Genomic DNA, 14,843 nt, shown 5'->3' on the forward strand with positions numbered 1-14,843 from the left:
GCGGCAGAGGAATTCGAACTTGGGATTAACCGTGCTCACATCGCCCCCACTTCGTCGGGAATGTCGAAAAAGGTCGGGTGGCGGTAGACCTTGTCGTTGGCGGGCTCATAAAGCGCGCCTTTTTCCTCAGGCGAGGAAGCCGCGATGGCGCTGGCCTCGACCGCCCAGATGCTCACGCCTTCGTTGCGGCGGGTATAGACATCGCGGGCGTTCTTGATCGCCATCTCCGCGTCTGCTGCATGCAGGCTGCCAACGTGGCGGTGGCTTAGCCCGTGCTGGCCGCGGATGAAGACCTCCCACAGGGGCCATTCGGTGGACCGTGCCTTGCCGTGCGGTGCTGCTTCGGTGCCGTCGTATTCACTGGATTCAGGGCTGCTCATTTCACATTCCTCTTGGAAGCCAACCAGCTGCATTTCGAGCTGGAATAGGGATATTTTTCTCATTGAGATGTGTAATGACTTTGGGTTCGTGGATCGGAGCCCAACCATCCCAGTTCATCTTAAAACAAGGCATACAGACCTGCATTTTGTAGGCCGGGATAAACTTTCCATCGTACCGGCCTGGACCCATCTGATGGCGAGAACCACAGACATCACAGCTATACATTATCTTATCACCGCTGCTCATGTTGCTTACTCCGCTGCCATTTTTCTGCTGCGCTTTTTCTCGGCGTGGGCCAGAAGCCCTTCGCGCACCCAACGGCCTTCGTCCCATGCCTTGTTGCGCGCCGCCAGCCGTTCGGTGTTGCAGGGGCCATTGCCCTTGAGCACCTGAAAGAACTCTTCCCAATCCGGCTCGGTAAAGTCGTAATGGCCGGTGTCCTCGTTGAACTTGAGGGTCTCGTCGGGGATGGTCAGGCCGAGGTATTCCGCCTGCGGCACCGTCTCATCGACGAACTTTTGGCGCAGCTCATCGTTGGTGTTCATCTTGATCTTCCATGCCATCGACTGCGCGGAATGGACCGAGTCCTTGTCCGAGGGGCCAAACATCATCAGCGCCGGGAACCAGAAACGGTTCAGCGCGTCTTGGGCCATTTTGCGCTGCGCTTCTGTGCCGTTGGCCATCTTCATCATGATGTCGAAGCCCTGGCGCTGGTGGAAGCTCTCTTCCTTGCAGATACGCACCATGGCGCGGGCGTAAGGTCCGTAAGAGGTCCGTTGCAGCGGCACTTGGTTCATGATCGCGGCCCCATCGACCAGCCAGCCGACAGCGCCCATATCGGCCCATGTTAGGGTCGGATAGTTGAAGATCGAGGAGTACTTCATCTTGCCTGACAGCAGGTCGCGGGTCATTTGGTCGCGGGTGACGCCCAGTGTCTCGGCCGCGCAGTAGAGGTAGAGACCGTGGCCCGCCTCGTCTTGCACCTTGGCCAGCAGGATCGCCTTGCGCTCCAGCGTGGGCGCGCGGGTGATCCAGTTGCCCTCGGGCAGCTGGCCGACGATTTCGCTATGCGCGTGTTGGCCGATCTGACGGATCAGGTTTTTGCGGTACCCGTCGGGCATCCAGTCTTTGGGTTCGATCTTGCCGCCCGCGTCGATGCGCTCCTGAAAGGCGCGCTCTTCGGGCTCCATCTCGTCAAGGGACTTGATGCCCTTGCCGGTGGATTTGATCATCTGTGCATACATCGTTCTGTTCCTTTCTCGGAAAGAAGTCTCAGCCTGCGTTTTCGAGGATCAGGGCGACGCCCTGTCCCACGCCCACACACATTGTACATAGCGCGTATTTGCCACCCGTCCGCTTGAGTTGCAGCGCCGCCGTCATCACCAAACGCGCGCCGGACATGCCCAAGGGGTGGCCGATGGCGATGGCGCCGCCGTTGGCATTCACATGGGGCGCATCGTCTGCCACGCCCAAGGCGCGCAGGGTGGCGAGGCCTTGGCTCGCGAAAGCCTCATTGAGTTCGATCACGTCCATCTGCTCGATGGTCAGCCCGGCGCGGTCCAACACCTTGCGCACGGCGGGGATCGGGCCGATGCCCATGACGCGGGGCTCGACACCTGCGGCGGACATAGCGACGACGCGGGCGATGGGGGTGAGGCCGTGGTCTTTTACGCCTGCTTCCGAGGCGAGCAACATCGCCGCCGCGCCATCATTCACGCCGGAGGCGTTGCCAGCAGTTACAGTCAGGTCAGCGCCATTGATGCCGCGCAGCTTGGCGAGTTTATCGGGCGAGGTGCCGGGGCGGGGGTGTTCGTCGCGGTCGACTATCACATCATCGCCTTTGCGCTGCGGGATCGTGACGGGGGTAATTTCCTCGGCAAAGATGCCCTTTTCATCCGCCTCGGCCCAGCGTTGCTGGCTGCGGGCGGCGAAAGCGTCTTGATCTTCGCGCGACACATCATGGTCGGCGGCGACGTTGTCAGCGGTTTCGGGCATGGAATCCACGCCGAACTGCGCCTTCATCTTAGGGTTCACAAAGCGCCAGCCGATGGTGGTGTCATAGACCGCATTGCTGCGCGAAAAGGCGGTTTCGGCCTTGGGCATCACGAAGGGCGCGCGGGACATGCTCTCAATCCCGCCAGCAATGGCGAGATCCATGTCACCAGCGCGGATCGCACGGGCGGCGGCACCCACGGCATCCATGCCGCTGGCGCAGAGCCGGTTGATCGTGGCGCCCGGTACATCGACAGGCAGACCGGCCAGAAGTGCGGCCATGCGCGCGACGTTGCGGTTGTCTTCGCCCGCTTGGTTGGCACAACCCATGATGACATCATCGACACGCGCCCAATCCACCGACGGGTTCCGCTCCATCAGCGCTTTCAGCGGGATTGCGGCCAGATCATCGGCGCGAACCGAAGAGAGGGCACCGCCGTAACGGCCAATGGGGGTGCGCTGCGCGTCGCAGATGAATGCCTGCATGGGGGTACTCCTGTTGTTGCCCTGCAATCTACACATCGCGGCGATTCGTTTCAATCTAAATGTTACGGAATGTGTCTGTGGATTAGATTTCGGTAACACGTCACCGGGCAGAGGGGCATGCTGTGGCTCAGAGCCCGCGCCGCATGGTGCGGGGATGAGATGATGCATTGCGATAGAATTGAAAAAGGCCGCCCTTGCGGAAGGACGGCCTTTGGTACCTTTAAAGAAGCAAAGCTAGGGGGCTTAGTAGTCCACACCGCGCTGCGCTTTGATGCCTGCTTTGAACGGGTGTTTAACCTCTGACATCTCGGTCACCAGATCGGCATAGTCGCAAAGCTCGGGCCGGGCATCGCGGCCAGTCAAAACCACGGCGGTGCGCTTGTCGCGGCTCTCAAGTCCGGCGATGACGTCTTCGATCTTGAGGTATTCATAGCGGATGGCGATGTTGATTTCGTCCATCACCACAAGGTCATATTCGCCGCTCGCCATCATTTCGCGCGCTTTGCCGAATGCGGCTTCGGCGGCGGCAATGTCACGGTTGCGGTCTTGCGTGTCCCAGGTGAAACCTTCGCCCATCGTGTGCCATGTCACCTCATCAAGCTGTTCAAAGAACAGCCGTTCGCCGGTCTTCCATTTGCCCTTGATGAACTGCACCACACCCACGCGCTGTTTCCAGCCAAGCGCGCGTACGACAACGCCGAAAGCAGAGGAGGATTTGCCCTTGCCCGGCCCGGTATGGACCAGCACCAGACCCTTTTCCGGGTCTTGCAATTCAGCCACCTTGGCGCGTTGCTCGGCCTGACGCTGCTGCATCTTTTCCTTGTGGTCTTGCGGATCCGCGTCGCTCATCGGTCATCTCCTCTATCCGGTTTCGGGGCACCATAGGCAGAGGATTGGTCAGGCGAAAGCCCGCAATGAATCACGCTTTGGGATCGGTGACAGACCGCGCCTTGCCACGCTCCATCCCCAATTGCCGCTCTCGCCAAATCACCAGTGCGCCCGCGCTGATCACTAGGGCTGCGCCTGCCAGCATCATCATCGTCGGCAGTTCGGCAAAGAAGACATAGCCCAGCACGATGGCAAAAAGCATCGAGGTATAGTCATAGGGTGCCAGCATTGAAGCCGAGCCAAAACGATAGGCCGAGGTGATGAGAATTTGCGCCACCCCGCCGATCAACCCGGCAAGCACCAGCAGGCCGAAAGTCTGCAGATCGGGCAATACCCAGCCAAAGGGCAGGGTGCAAAGCGCCAGCAAAGACGCGGTGCAGGAGAAGTAGAACACGATCGCGGCGGTGTCTTCGTTCTGCACCAATTGACGAATGTGGATCTGCACAAGGCTGCGCACCATCGTCGCCATCAGGATCAACAGTGCGCCAATGGTGGCCGTCTGCTCCATCGTGCCAATATTGCTGAAACGCGGCCAGAGGATGATCATCACGCCCACCAGCCCGATGGCCACGGCGGTCACGCGGATCAGACGGATTTGCTCGCCCAGCAGCACGGCGGCAAGGATCACAGTAAAGATCGGCGTGGCGAAACCGATGGCGGTGACCTCGGGCAGGGGCAGCAGGCCAAGGCCGGTAAAGGTCAGCCCCATCGCCGTGGTGCCAAACAGCCCGCGCCAGACATGGCCCATCGCGTTCTTGGTCTTGAGCCCGCTTTTCAGTTTGCCGCGTTGCGCCAACCAAATCAGGATCACCGGAATGGCAAAGAAGGAGCGGAAGAAGACCGACTCACCCGCCGGGACGTCGTCGGCCAGCGATTTGATGATTGCCGACATGCAGGTAAAGAGCAGGATCGCCGTGATCTTCAGTCCGACGCCAAGGGCAGGGCGGGCGGAGAAATCATCGACTTTCATACTCTGGTCCTCATGCCTGCACCCCTATGCTTCGGGGCCGATCCGTCCGCGGTTGGTGCCGATCTGCCCGCGATGTAGCAGCAGGTGATCTAGCACCACGCAGGCCATCATCGCCTCGCCCACCGGCACGGCGCGGATACCGACGCAGGGGTCATGGCGGCCCTTGGTGATGATCTCGGTCTCTTCGCCCTGTTTGGTGATGGTGCGCCGCGTGGTCAGGATGCTGGAGGTCGGTTTGACCGCAAAACGCACGACCACGTCCTGTCCGGTGCTGATACCGCCCAAGATACCGCCCGCGTGGTTAGAGGAATACTCCGGCCCCTCCGGCCCCATGGTGATCTCATCCGCGTTCAACTCGCCCGTCAGCATCGCGGCTGACATGCCCTCGCCGATCTCCACGCCTTTGACGGCATTGATGCTCATCATCGCGGCGGCCAGATCGGTGTCGAGCTTGCCATAGACCGGTGCGCCGAGCCCCGCAGGCACGCCGCGCGCAGTCAATTCGATGATCGCACCCACGCTGCTGCCCGATTTGCGCAGCCCGTCGAGGTAATCGGCCCAGTCGCCTGCCGCCTTGGCGTCGGGCACCCAAAAGGGGTTCTGGTCGATCTGATCCCAGTCGAACGCTTCGCGGTCGATTTTATGAGGGCCCATCTGCACCATATAGCCGGTGATTTGTAGGTTCGGGGCCAGTGCCTTGATCGCCTCGCGCGCCAAGCCACCCGCCGCCACCCGCGCCGCCGTTTCGCGCGCCGAGGAACGGCCACCACCGCGATAGTCGCGGATGCCGTATTTTTGGAAATAGGTGATGTCGGCGTGGCCGGGGCGGAACTTGTCCTTGATGTCGCCGTAGTCTTTGGAGCGTTGATCTGTGTTCTCGATCATCAGCTGGATCGGCGTGCCTGTGGTCACCCCTTCGAAGGTGCCCGAGAGTATCCGCACCTCATCGGCCTCGCGCCGCTGGGTGGTGTATTTGTTCTGGCCGGGTTTGCGCTTGTCCAACCACTGCTGGATCATTGCTTCGTCAATCGGCACACCGGGGGGGCAGCCATCAATCGTGGCGCCAAGGGCGGGCCCGTGGCTCTCGCCCCATGTGGTGACCCGGTAAAGATGGCCAAAGCTGTTGATCGACATGGGCGGACCTCCTGTTGTCAAACCCTTAGCCGGGGCAGCGCCCTGCCTCAAGGGGATTTGCCTTGCCAATTGTACAGGTCCGATCTACCCCTGACGCTACCTCGGGGGGCCTTTGGGCTGAGATGTACGTGTTGTGCGGACCCGTTGAACCTGAACCGGTTAACACCGGCGGAGGGAAGGTCCGGACAGACATCCACCTTTTACCTTTCGCCGCAAAAGGAGGATGCAATGAAGTATCTTACACTTGCTGCGGGCGTCTTGGGCGCATCGGCTGCATGGGCGGAAACGCCTGAATTGACAGTCTATACCTACGACAGTTTCGTCACCGAATGGGGCCCCGGCCCGGCCATCGAAGAGGGTTTTGAGGCGCAGTGCGGCTGCGATTTGAAATTCGTCGGCATGGGCGATGGCGCGGCACTTCTGGCGCGGCTTAAGCTTGAGGGCGCCCGCTCTGACGCGGATATCGTGCTGGGGCTCGACACCAGCCTTGTCGCGGCAGCGAAGGAGACTGAGCTTTTCGCGCCGAGCGAGTTGCAGGCAGAATATGACCTGCCGATCGCTTGGGAAGATAAAGTCTTCGTCCCCTATGACTGGGGCTACTTCGCCTTTGTTCATGGCACCGATCTTGACGCTCCTGCAGATTTCAAAGCGCTCGCCGAGAGTGATTTGAAGATCGTGATCCAAGACCCCCGTTCATCGACCCCCGGTCTGGGTCTGTTGATGTGGGTCAAAGCGGCCTATGGCGATGAGGCCCCCGAGGTCTGGGCAGGGCTGGCGGATAATATCGTGACGGTCACCAAAGGCTGGTCCGAAGCTTACGGTCTGTTCCTCGAAGGCGAAGCCGACATGGTGCTGAGCTACACGACCTCGCCCGCCTATCACCTGATCGCGGAAGAGGATGACAGCAAAACTGCCGCCCTCTTTGACGAAGGCCACTACATGCAGATCGAAGTGGCGGGAAAGCTCGCGGGATCAGATCAGCCCGAACTGGCGGATCAGTTCCTGCAGTACCTCGTGTCCAACGCGGCGCAATCGGTGCTGCCGACGACCAACTGGATGTATCCTGCCGTAACGCCTGAGGGTGGTCTGCCCGAAGGGTTCAAAGGGATGATCCAACCCGGCAAGGCGCTGTTGGTGCCCAATGCCGATGTACCCGCGCTCCGTGAAGAGGCCTTGAACGAATGGCTGACCGCGCTGTCGCGCTAAGCAGCAAGACGGGGCTTTTCGCCGCCGTTCTGGTCGCGGGCCTGATCCTTGCCGCCTTGGTCGCCGTTTTCATGGCGGCCGATGTGGCGGCAGGGCTCGGCGCGGCGGACTGGGCGGCGGTGCGTTTTACTGTCACGCAGGCGGTGTGGTCGGCGGTGCTGTCTGTGCTGCTCGCGGTACCGGTCGCCCGCGCCTTGGCACGGCGGCGGTTTTGGGGGCGTGGGGCGTTGATTACGCTGCTCGGCGCGCCCTTTATTCTGCCAGTCATCGTTGCGGTGTTGGGGTTGCTGACGGTCTTTGGCCGCTCGGGCCTGCTGAACCAATTTGGTGGGGCGCTTGGCCTCCCGCCCGTGTCGATCTACGGGCTGCATGGCGTGGTTCTGGCGCATGTTTTCTTTAATCTTCCGCTGGCGACCCGGCTTTTGCTGCAAGGCTGGCAGAGCATCCCGTCCGAGCGGTTTCGGCTGGCCGGGCAGCTGCAGATGACGCCCCGTGCGGTGTTTCTGGCGCTAGAGTGGCCGATGCTGCGGCAGGTGTTACCTGGGGTGGCGGCGCTGATTTTCGTGATTTGCCTGACGAGTTTTGCCGTGGCGTTGACGCTGGGCGGCGGACCTCGTGCGACGACGATCGAACTGGCGATCTATCAGGCGTTTCGGTTTGATTTTGATCTGGGCCGCGCCGCGCTTTTATCGGTGGTGCAGCTCGCGTTGGCTGGCGCAGCGGCGGTCGCGGCACTTTGGCTGATCCCGCCGATCAGCTTGGGCGGCGGGTTGGACCGCCCTCTGCGCCGGTGGGATGCGCTGGGCGGAGGACAGCGGTTGCTCGACATCACCGTGATTATGCTTGCCGCGCTGTTTTTGCTGCTGCCACTGGGGGCCGTGGTGCTGCGTGGTTTGGCGGGGGTAGGGCAGCTGCCACCCTCGGTTTGGCAGGCCGCGCTGAACAGCATTCTGGTAGCGGGCCTAAGTGTGCTGGTGCTTGCCGTGTTGGCCCTGCCGATGGCGGGGTGGATCGCCACCCGGCGGCGCGGCGGGGTGGAGGCGATTGGCTTGATGGGCCTCGCCGCCTCACCGCTGATGATCGGCACGGGATGGTTCATCATGATCAACCCAGTGCTGGATCCCGCACGGCTGAGCTTGCCGGTCACGGCCTTGGTGAACGCGCTGATGGCGCTGCCCTTCGTGCTGCGTATCCTGGTGCCGCGCCTTCGCGAGACGTTGCAGGATTTTGGCCCGCTGACGCAGACCCTCGGCATGGGTGGCTGGACGCTGTGGCGTCTGCTGGTCCTGCCGCGCTTGCGTCCGCAACTGGGCTTTGCTGCCGGGTTGACGGGGGCGTTGTCGGTGGGTGACCTCGGCGTCATCGCGCTGTTCGCGGATCAAGACCGTGCGACGCTGCCCTTGCAGATGTACCGTCTGATGGGGGCTTACCGGATGGAGGCCGCTGCGGGCGCGGCGCTGCTGCTGTTGATCTTGGCGCTGGCGGTGTTTTTCATCTGCGACAAATGGGGGCGCTGGCATGCTGACGCTTGAAGAGATGCGCATTGAGCGGGGCGACTTTAGCCTCTCTGCCGATATGACGCTCGCGCAGGGGCGCAGCTACGCGGTAATCGGCCCCTCTGGTTCGGGCAAGTCGACCTTGCTTGCGGCGATCTGTGGCTTTGTGCCTGTGGCGGCAGGGCGGTTGTTGCGGGATGGCGCGGACATCACCGACCAGCATCCGGGCCAGCGCGGCATGACGATGCTGTTTCAGGATAATAATCTGTTTCCCCATCTCACTGTGCGGCAGAATGTAGGCCTTGGTCTGCGCCCCGACCTGCGGTTGAAGGCGGCGGATCAAGTGCGGATCGATGCCGCCCTCGCGCGAGTGGGGCTGAGCGACCATGCCGCCAAACGCCCGGGCGCATTGTCAGGCGGACAGCAAAGCCGCGTGGCGCTGGCGCGGGTGCTGGTGCAGGCGCGGCCTTGGGTGCTGTTGGATGAACCCTTTGCCGCCCTCGGCCCGGCGCTGAGGGTTGAGATGCTAGATCTGGTCCAAGACCTCGCCCGCGAGACCGGGGCGGGGCTGATCATGGTGACCCATGCGCCCGATGACGTGCGGCGCATCGCGGATGAGGTGATCTTTGTTGAAGGCGGTCGTGCCCATGCGCCGGGGCCGGCGGCGGAGCTTTTGGACAACCCGCCCCCGGCCCTGCGCGCCTATCTGGGTTAAGCGGCGGAAATTTTTGAAATTTCCGGGACGTTTTCTTTTGAAGAAAACGTGTCTAGTGCTTGCGTCATGCCAAGCGCGGCCTGAGCCGCCTCGCGCCCTTTGGTCACGAAGTGATCGCGGTAGATGGCATTGTGGTGTTCAGTTTCCTGATAATGATGCGGGGTCAGCGAGACCGACAGCACCGGCAGGTCGCAATCCAACCCCACGCGCATCAGCCCATCGACCACGGTCTGCGCCACGAAGTCATGGCGGTAGATGCCGCCATCCACCACAAAGGCCGCGCAGATTACGGCGTCATAGCGCCCCGTCTTGGCCAAACGCTGCGCCATAAGCGGCAGTTCAAACGCGCCGGGAACGGCAAAGCTGTCTACCTGCGTGGCATCAATGATTTCGGTAAATCCGTCATAGGCGCGGTCAACGATATCCGCATGCCAGCTTGCACGCACAAAGGCGAAACGGGCGGAACGTTCTTGTGTCATTGTGATCTCCTTTAGGTTCAGACACGTCCACCCAAGGCGATCACGCGCACAGACCGGGCCAAAGCCGCGCCTGTGTTCGCATTCTCTTCCATCCGGACTGTGACCGTCGGCTCTGGAATCGCACCAGATCTGCTGACACCTCCAAAGAGGCCGCTCGCGGGCTTGCGGAGGACCGCTTACCGCCGGTGGGGAATTTCGCCCCGCCCTGAGAATGATGTCAGGTTGCCAAGTTGGGGAAGGCTCTGCAATACCAAAAGAAACGTGCAGGAGCCGCCATGCATCCCAATCCGATCTACCGCGATGAATCCCGTGACCGGAATCTGAGTTTCGCCCGTGACGTTGGCTTTGGCGTGCTGGCGATGAACGCCGACGACGGGCCGTTGATGGCACATGTGCCTTTCATTCTGAACGATGCCGGGGATCTGGCGGAACTGCACCTGGTGCGCTCAAACCCCATCGCGCGGGCGCTGAAGACCCCGCAACCGGTGCGTTTGGCGGTCACTGGGGCCGACAGCTATGTCTCGCCTGATTGGTACGGGATCGAAGATCAGGTGCCGACATGGAACTACGTCGCCGTGCACCTGACGGGAGTGCTCGAGATGCGCCCGGCAGAGGAACTGCCCGACCTACTGGCGCAGCAATCGGCGGTCTATGAGGCGCGGCTGGCGCCCAAGACCCCATGGAAAATGGACAAGATGACGCCCGAAGCGCGGGGCAAGATGCTGCGCATGATCGTGCCTTGTCAGATCCGTGTCACCGGGATCGACGGCACATGGAAGCTGGGCCAGAACAAGGATGACGCCGTGCGTCTGGCGGCAGCGGATCAGATGGCAGCGCATGGGTTTGGCACGGAGCCGGCGGTGATGGCTGCATTGATGCGCGGCGTGTGATCGCCGTTGCGTCTGACCGTGCGGCGTTGAATAGTGCGGCCAACCAAGGGGGGACTTCACGTGAAACTATTCTATTCTCCAACCTCACCCTATGTCCGCAAGGTCATGGTGTTGCTGCATGAAACTGGCCAACTCGACGATGTCACACTGGAGCCGACCTCGGGCACGCCGCTGGCACCTGCCACGGGCCTTGTCGAAAAGAACCCTCTTACCAAGGTGCCTGCATTGGAGCGGGCCGATGGCTGCACGCTCTATGACAGCCGGGTGATCTGCGCGTATCTGGACGACCGCGCGGGCGGCAAGCTTTACCCCAGCGGGGTCGCAAGGTGGGACACATTGACGCTGGAAGCCACGGCGGATGGCATGCTCGATGCCGCTTTGGCGATGGTCTACGAAGGCAAACTGCGCCCCGACGAAAAGCGCATGTCAGAGTGGGTCGAGGCTCAGTGGTGCAAGGTTGCCCGCGCCTGCACGACGTTGAACGCAAGATGGGTCGCGCATCTGGCGGGGCCATTGGATATGGGGCAAATCGCCCTTGGCTGCGCATTGGGCTATGTCGATTTTCGCCATGGCGCGCGGGATTGGCGTGCTGGAAATCCTGATCTGGCGGCATGGTTCGACAATTTTGATTCGCGCCCCGCGATGACGCATACAGCGCCGCCGCAGTAATCACGCCGTAATGATATTGCCACAATCGCGGTATTTTTGCCGCGTTGTGGCGGGCTTGACCCAAGATGCGCGGCTTTGGCATCTGGACGGGCGCGGTCCATCCCGGTAGATAGCGGCGAGAAGTCAGGTGGCAAGGTGACGCCACCCCTATGTCTGACGGCCAAATTTGGCCAAGAATTGGAGTAAACCCGTGTCCCAAGCAGAAGAACACGCAGGCACCCGGAGGGATTTCCTGTATTACGCGACAGCCGGTACAGGTGCCGTCGCCGTTGGTGCCGCCGTCTGGCCGCTGGTCAACCAGATGAACCCCTCTGCCGACGTAAAGGCGCTGTCGTCCATCCGTGTGGATGTGTCCGGCGTTGAAGTCGGGACGCAGCTGACTGTGAAGTGGCTGGGCAAGCCGGTGTTCATTCGCCGCCGCACCGAAGCCGAGATCGAAGAGGCGAAAGCCGTCGATGTATCGACGCTGCCCGATCCGATCGCGCAGAACGAGAACCTCAGCGGCGACGTGCCTGCCACGGACGAGAACCGCGCGTTGGATGAAACTGGCGAATGGCTGGTTCAGATGGGCGTTTGTACGCACCTTGGCTGTGTGCCTTTGGGTGATGCGGGTGACTTTGGCGGCTGGTTCTGCCCCTGCCACGGGTCGCACTACGACACCGCAGGCCGCATCCGTAAAGGGCCGGCCCCACGCAACTTGCCGGTGCCTGTCGCCGAATTCGTGGACGAGTCCACGATTAAACTGGGTTAAGGGAGCGGAAGAAAGATGTCTGGAATTCCTCACGACCATTACGAGCCGAATTCGAACGGCGAAAAGTGGCTGCACCGCCGCCTTCCCATCGTTGGCCTTTTGTACGACACATTGATGATCCCCACGCCCAAGAACCTGAACTGGATGTGGATCTGGGGCATCGTGCTGACTTTCTGTCTGGCACTGCAAATTATCACCGGCATCGTTTTGGTGATGCACTACACGCCGCATGTCGACATGGCCTTTTCGTCGGTTGAGCATATTATGCGCAACGTGAACGGCGGCTATATGATCCGCTATCTGCATATGAACGGCGCGTCGTTGTTCTTCATCGCGGTCTATGCCCACATTTTCCGCGGTCTTTACTACGGGTCGTATAAAGCCCCGCGTGAGATCACATGGATCATCGGCATGTTGATCTACCTGCTGATGATGGCCACAGGTTTCATGGGCTACGTTCTGCCTTGGGGTCAGATGTCCTTCTGGGGCGCGACCGTGATCACCGGCCTCTTTGGCGCGATCCCGTTCATCGGCGAAGGTCTGCAGACCTTCCTGCTGGGTGGACCTGCCGTTGATAACGCGACGCTGAACCGCTTCTTCTCGTTGCACTATCTGCTGCCGTTTGTGATTGCGGGTCTTGTGGTTCTCCACATCTGGGCCTTCCACACGACTGGCAACAACAACCCCACCGGGGTCGAAGTGCGCCGCACCTCCAAAGAAGACGCCAAGAAAGACACGCTGCCGTTCTGGCCCTACTTCGTGATCAAGGACTTGTTCGCGCTGGCGGTGATCCTGACGCTGTTCTTCGCGGTTGTTGGCTTCATGCCGAACTACCTTGGCCACCCGGACAACTACATCGAAGCGAACGCTCTGGCGACGCCTGCGCACATCGTGCCGGAATGGTACTTCCTGCCCTTCTACGCGATCCTGCGGGCCTTCACTTCTGAAGTTTGGGTTGTCCAAATCGCGTCCTTCGTGACCGGTGGCATCATCGACGCCAAGTTCTTCGGCGTGTTGGCGATGTTTGGTGCGATTGCGGTTATGGCGCTGGTGCCTTGGCTGGACACATCCTCTGTACGTTCGGGCCGTTACCGTCCGATGTTCAAATGGTGGTTCGCCCTGCTGGTGATCGACTTCTTCGCCCTGATGTGGCTGGGCGCGATGCCAGCGGAAGAGCCCTACGCGAGCTTCTCACTGATCGCTTCGGCCTACTGGTTCGCCTACTTCCTCGTGATCCTGCCTCTCTTGGGTGTGATCGAGAAGCCGCTGGCGCAGCCGGAGACCATCGAAGCCGACTTTGACGCGCATTACGCGCCCAAGGCTGGCGGCACCAAGACGCTTGTGAACCCGGCGAAATAAGGATCATGACCATGATGAAGACCAACCTCCTTTCTGCCGTGGTATCTTTGGGCCTTGCCCTGCCGGGAACGGCAGTGCTGGCGCAAGACACAGCGACAGAAGAAGAACTGCTAACAACTCCGGCGGAAACGCCGGAGGCCGAAGCCGAGACTGCACCGGCTGAAGCGCCAGCCGCAGAAGAAGCCCCGGTTGAAGAGCCGACAGTCGACGCAGTCCCGGCTGACGAAGCTGCCGACGCACCCGAAGTCGCACCCGCTCCTTCCGAGGAGCCTGCGGCTGAGGAAGCACCTGCCGAGGAAGCCGCCACAGAAGAGGCTCCTGCAGAGGAACCTGTGGCTGAGGAAGCGCCAGCTGAAGCAGAAGCAACCGAGGAAGCGCCTGTTGAAGAGGCACCTGCCGAGGAAGCCGAAGCCACTGGTGAAGAGCAGTCCACTGCCGAAGAAAACGCCGATGCCGATGTCATTGCCGAAGATGACGTTGCCGGTCAGGCGCATAGCGATGACCCCGAAGTGGGCGTTATGGAAGCGGATGACCACGGCGAGGAAACTGCCTCTGACGATCATGCCGGTGACGACGATCACGGTGACGATTCCCACGCCACGCCGCATATCGAAAACATCGATTTCTCCTTCGATGGTCCCTTCGGCGGCTATGACGTAAACCAGCTTCAGCGCGGTCTGCAGATCTATACCGAGGTTTGCGCCGCCTGCCACGGTCTGGAATATGTCGCGATGCGGACATTGTCGGACGAAACCGGTCCGAACATGCCCAACGATCAGGTGATCGAATACGCCAAGGGCTATGACATCTATGACGCCGAGCTGGACGACACCCGTCCCGGCACCCCGGTCGATCACTTCCCCGGCTCTAACCTGTCTAATGCACCTGACCTGTCGCTGATGGCCAAGAAACGCGCCGCGTTCCATGGCCCTTACGGTTTGGGCATCAACCAGTTCCTCAAAGGGATTGGCGGGCCGGAGTATATCACCGCGCTGCTGACCGGTTATACTGGCGAAGAGAAAGAGCAGGCGGGCACCGTTCTTTATGAAAACACCGTCTTCCCCGGTGGTTGGATCGCCATGGCGCCGCCCCTGTCGGATGAGCTGGTCGAGTTCGCAGATGAACATGCCAATGACGTGCAGCACTTGGCCGAGGATGTCTCTGCCTTCCTGATGTGGACCGCCGAGCCTAAGTTGGGCGCGCGTAAGCAGGCCGGTTTTGCGGGTGTCGCGCTGCTGGGCTTGCTCTCGGTGCTGCTCTATCTGACCAACAAGAAGCTCTGGGCGCCGATCAAGAATCGCCGCAAGGACGACTAATCGGGCCACGGCTTGAGAGAATGCATGAGGGGGCGTCGGGAAACCGGCGCCCCTTTCGCGTTGGTGGGCTTGATGGCTGCGGGTTGGTGCCCGGCTCAAAGTGCGTCCAGC

At 61.2% G+C, this 14,843-nt stretch carries 15 protein-coding genes and 2 riboswitches; of the genes, 8 read left to right on the forward strand and 7 right to left on the reverse strand.

Features of this window, described 5'->3' with window-relative positions:
- Positions 1–35: 35 nt before the first annotated feature.
- From paaB to aroC, 6 genes are all read right to left on the reverse strand, one after another.
- A complete protein-coding gene (gene paaB, locus DSM14862_RS00935; RefSeq protein WP_083804547.1) occupies positions 36–380 on the reverse strand; it encodes a 1,2-phenylacetyl-CoA epoxidase subunit PaaB in 345 nt (114 codons plus the stop codon).
- Between the two features lie 252 nt (positions 381–632).
- On the reverse strand, positions 633–1,625 hold the full coding sequence (paaA, locus tag DSM14862_RS00940) for a 1,2-phenylacetyl-CoA epoxidase subunit PaaA (RefSeq protein WP_007118523.1): 993 nt from the start codon (positions 1,623–1,625) through the stop codon (positions 633–635).
- A 28-nt stretch (positions 1,626–1,653) separates the two neighbouring features.
- A complete protein-coding gene (gene pcaF / locus DSM14862_RS00945; RefSeq protein ID WP_007118524.1) occupies positions 1,654–2,859 on the reverse strand; it encodes a 3-oxoadipyl-CoA thiolase in 1,206 nt (401 codons plus the stop codon).
- A gap of 243 nt (positions 2,860–3,102) precedes the next feature.
- A complete protein-coding gene (gene cobO, locus DSM14862_RS00950; RefSeq protein ID WP_007118525.1) occupies positions 3,103–3,708 on the reverse strand; it encodes a cob(I)yrinic acid a,c-diamide adenosyltransferase in 606 nt (201 codons plus the stop codon).
- Between the two features lie 70 nt (positions 3,709–3,778).
- Positions 3,779–4,717, reverse strand: a complete 939-nt coding sequence (locus tag DSM14862_RS00955; RefSeq protein WP_007118526.1) for a DMT family transporter — start codon at positions 4,715–4,717, stop codon at positions 3,779–3,781.
- A 24-nt stretch (positions 4,718–4,741) separates the two neighbouring features.
- Positions 4,742–5,851, reverse strand: coding sequence for a chorismate synthase (aroC, locus tag DSM14862_RS00960; RefSeq protein WP_007118527.1), 1,110 nt, complete (start codon positions 5,849–5,851; stop codon positions 4,742–4,744).
- A gap of 92 nt (positions 5,852–5,943) precedes the next feature.
- Positions 5,944–6,045: riboswitch (TPP riboswitch) on the forward strand.
- Positions 6,046–6,079: 34 nt separating this feature from the next.
- Between aroC and thiB the strand changes: the two genes are divergently transcribed.
- Genes thiB through DSM14862_RS00975 form a run of 3 tightly spaced genes read left to right on the forward strand, consistent with a single transcriptional unit; the run spans position 6,080 to position 9,268 of the window.
- Positions 6,080–7,057: a thiamine ABC transporter substrate binding subunit gene (gene thiB, locus DSM14862_RS00965; protein WP_007118528.1), complete on the forward strand. Its 978-nt coding sequence runs from the start codon at positions 6,080–6,082 to the stop codon at positions 7,055–7,057.
- On the forward strand, positions 7,033–8,589 hold the full coding sequence (locus DSM14862_RS00970; RefSeq protein WP_007118529.1) for a thiamine/thiamine pyrophosphate ABC transporter permease ThiP: 1,557 nt from the start codon (positions 7,033–7,035) through the stop codon (positions 8,587–8,589). The genes thiB and DSM14862_RS00970 overlap by 25 nt, the downstream gene beginning before the upstream one ends.
- The gene (locus tag DSM14862_RS00975) at positions 8,576–9,268 is read left to right on the forward strand and encodes a thiamine ABC transporter ATP-binding protein (RefSeq protein ID WP_007118530.1); all 693 of its coding nucleotides are present in this window, start codon (positions 8,576–8,578) and stop codon (positions 9,266–9,268) included. The genes DSM14862_RS00970 and DSM14862_RS00975 overlap by 14 nt, the downstream gene beginning before the upstream one ends.
- On the opposite strand, the gene DSM14862_RS00980 is transcribed toward DSM14862_RS00975, so the two are convergent.
- Positions 9,265–9,747 carry a 6,7-dimethyl-8-ribityllumazine synthase gene (locus DSM14862_RS00980; protein WP_007118531.1) on the reverse strand — a complete coding sequence of 161 codons (483 nt, stop codon included), beginning with the start codon at positions 9,745–9,747 and terminating at the stop codon, positions 9,265–9,267. The genes DSM14862_RS00975 and DSM14862_RS00980 overlap by 4 nt on opposite strands.
- Before the next feature lie 76 nt (positions 9,748–9,823).
- A riboswitch (FMN riboswitch) is annotated at positions 9,824–9,964 on the reverse strand.
- A 58-nt stretch (positions 9,965–10,022) separates the two neighbouring features.
- Here DSM14862_RS00980 and DSM14862_RS00985 point away from each other — a divergent pair.
- The 5 genes from DSM14862_RS00985 (at position 10,023) to DSM14862_RS01005 (ending at position 14,732) form a co-directional block, all read left to right on the forward strand.
- The gene (locus DSM14862_RS00985) at positions 10,023–10,637 is read left to right on the forward strand and encodes an FMN-binding negative transcriptional regulator (RefSeq protein ID WP_007118532.1); all 615 of its coding nucleotides are present in this window, start codon (positions 10,023–10,025) and stop codon (positions 10,635–10,637) included.
- 60 nt (positions 10,638–10,697) lie between these two features.
- Positions 10,698–11,306, forward strand: coding sequence for a glutathione S-transferase (locus tag DSM14862_RS00990; RefSeq protein ID WP_007118533.1), 609 nt, complete (start codon positions 10,698–10,700; stop codon positions 11,304–11,306).
- A 190-nt stretch (positions 11,307–11,496) separates the two neighbouring features.
- On the forward strand, positions 11,497–12,057 hold the full coding sequence (petA, locus tag DSM14862_RS00995; protein ID WP_007118534.1) for a ubiquinol-cytochrome c reductase iron-sulfur subunit: 561 nt from the start codon (positions 11,497–11,499) through the stop codon (positions 12,055–12,057).
- 15 nt (positions 12,058–12,072) lie between these two features.
- Positions 12,073–13,416 (forward strand): cytochrome b, encoded by a 1,344-nt coding sequence (petB, locus tag DSM14862_RS01000; RefSeq protein WP_007118535.1) that lies wholly within the window; start codon positions 12,073–12,075, stop codon positions 13,414–13,416.
- Between the two features lie 11 nt (positions 13,417–13,427).
- The gene (locus DSM14862_RS01005; RefSeq protein ID WP_243254295.1) at positions 13,428–14,732 is read left to right on the forward strand and encodes a cytochrome c1; all 1,305 of its coding nucleotides are present in this window, start codon (positions 13,428–13,430) and stop codon (positions 14,730–14,732) included.
- The last annotated feature ends 111 nt before the right edge of the window (positions 14,733–14,843 follow it).

It is taken from the genome of Sulfitobacter indolifex (genome assembly GCF_022788655.1).
Lineage (GTDB): Bacteria > Pseudomonadota > Alphaproteobacteria > Rhodobacterales > Rhodobacteraceae > Sulfitobacter > Sulfitobacter indolifex.

Excerpts from the sequence above, each read along its gene's own strand:
- DSM14862_RS00985 (WP_007118532.1), top strand. The coding sequence starts at position 10,023 with ATGCATCCCAATCCGATCTACCGCGATGAATCCCGTGACCGGAATCTG.
- pcaF (WP_007118524.1), bottom strand. The coding sequence starts at position 2,859 with ATGCAGGCATTCATCTGCGACGCGCAGCGCACCCCCATTGGCCGTTAC.
- DSM14862_RS00970 (WP_007118529.1), top strand. The coding sequence starts at position 7,033 with ATGGCTGACCGCGCTGTCGCGCTAAGCAGCAAGACGGGGCTTTTCGCC.
- aroC (WP_007118527.1), bottom strand. The coding sequence starts at position 5,851 with ATGTCGATCAACAGCTTTGGCCATCTTTACCGGGTCACCACATGGGGC.
- paaB (WP_083804547.1), bottom strand. The coding sequence starts at position 380 with ATGAGCAGCCCTGAATCCAGTGAATACGACGGCACCGAAGCAGCACCG.
- thiB (WP_007118528.1), top strand. The coding sequence starts at position 6,080 with ATGAAGTATCTTACACTTGCTGCGGGCGTCTTGGGCGCATCGGCTGCA.
- DSM14862_RS01005 (WP_243254295.1), top strand. The coding sequence starts at position 13,428 with ATGATGAAGACCAACCTCCTTTCTGCCGTGGTATCTTTGGGCCTTGCC.
- cobO (WP_007118525.1), bottom strand. The coding sequence starts at position 3,708 with ATGAGCGACGCGGATCCGCAAGACCACAAGGAAAAGATGCAGCAGCGT.
- paaA (WP_007118523.1), bottom strand. The coding sequence starts at position 1,625 with ATGTATGCACAGATGATCAAATCCACCGGCAAGGGCATCAAGTCCCTT.
- DSM14862_RS00980 (WP_007118531.1), bottom strand. The coding sequence starts at position 9,747 with ATGACACAAGAACGTTCCGCCCGTTTCGCCTTTGTGCGTGCAAGCTGG.
- DSM14862_RS00975 (WP_007118530.1), top strand. The coding sequence starts at position 8,576 with ATGCTGACGCTTGAAGAGATGCGCATTGAGCGGGGCGACTTTAGCCTC.
- DSM14862_RS00955 (WP_007118526.1), bottom strand. The coding sequence starts at position 4,717 with ATGAAAGTCGATGATTTCTCCGCCCGCCCTGCCCTTGGCGTCGGACTG.
- petB (WP_007118535.1), top strand. The coding sequence starts at position 12,073 with ATGTCTGGAATTCCTCACGACCATTACGAGCCGAATTCGAACGGCGAA.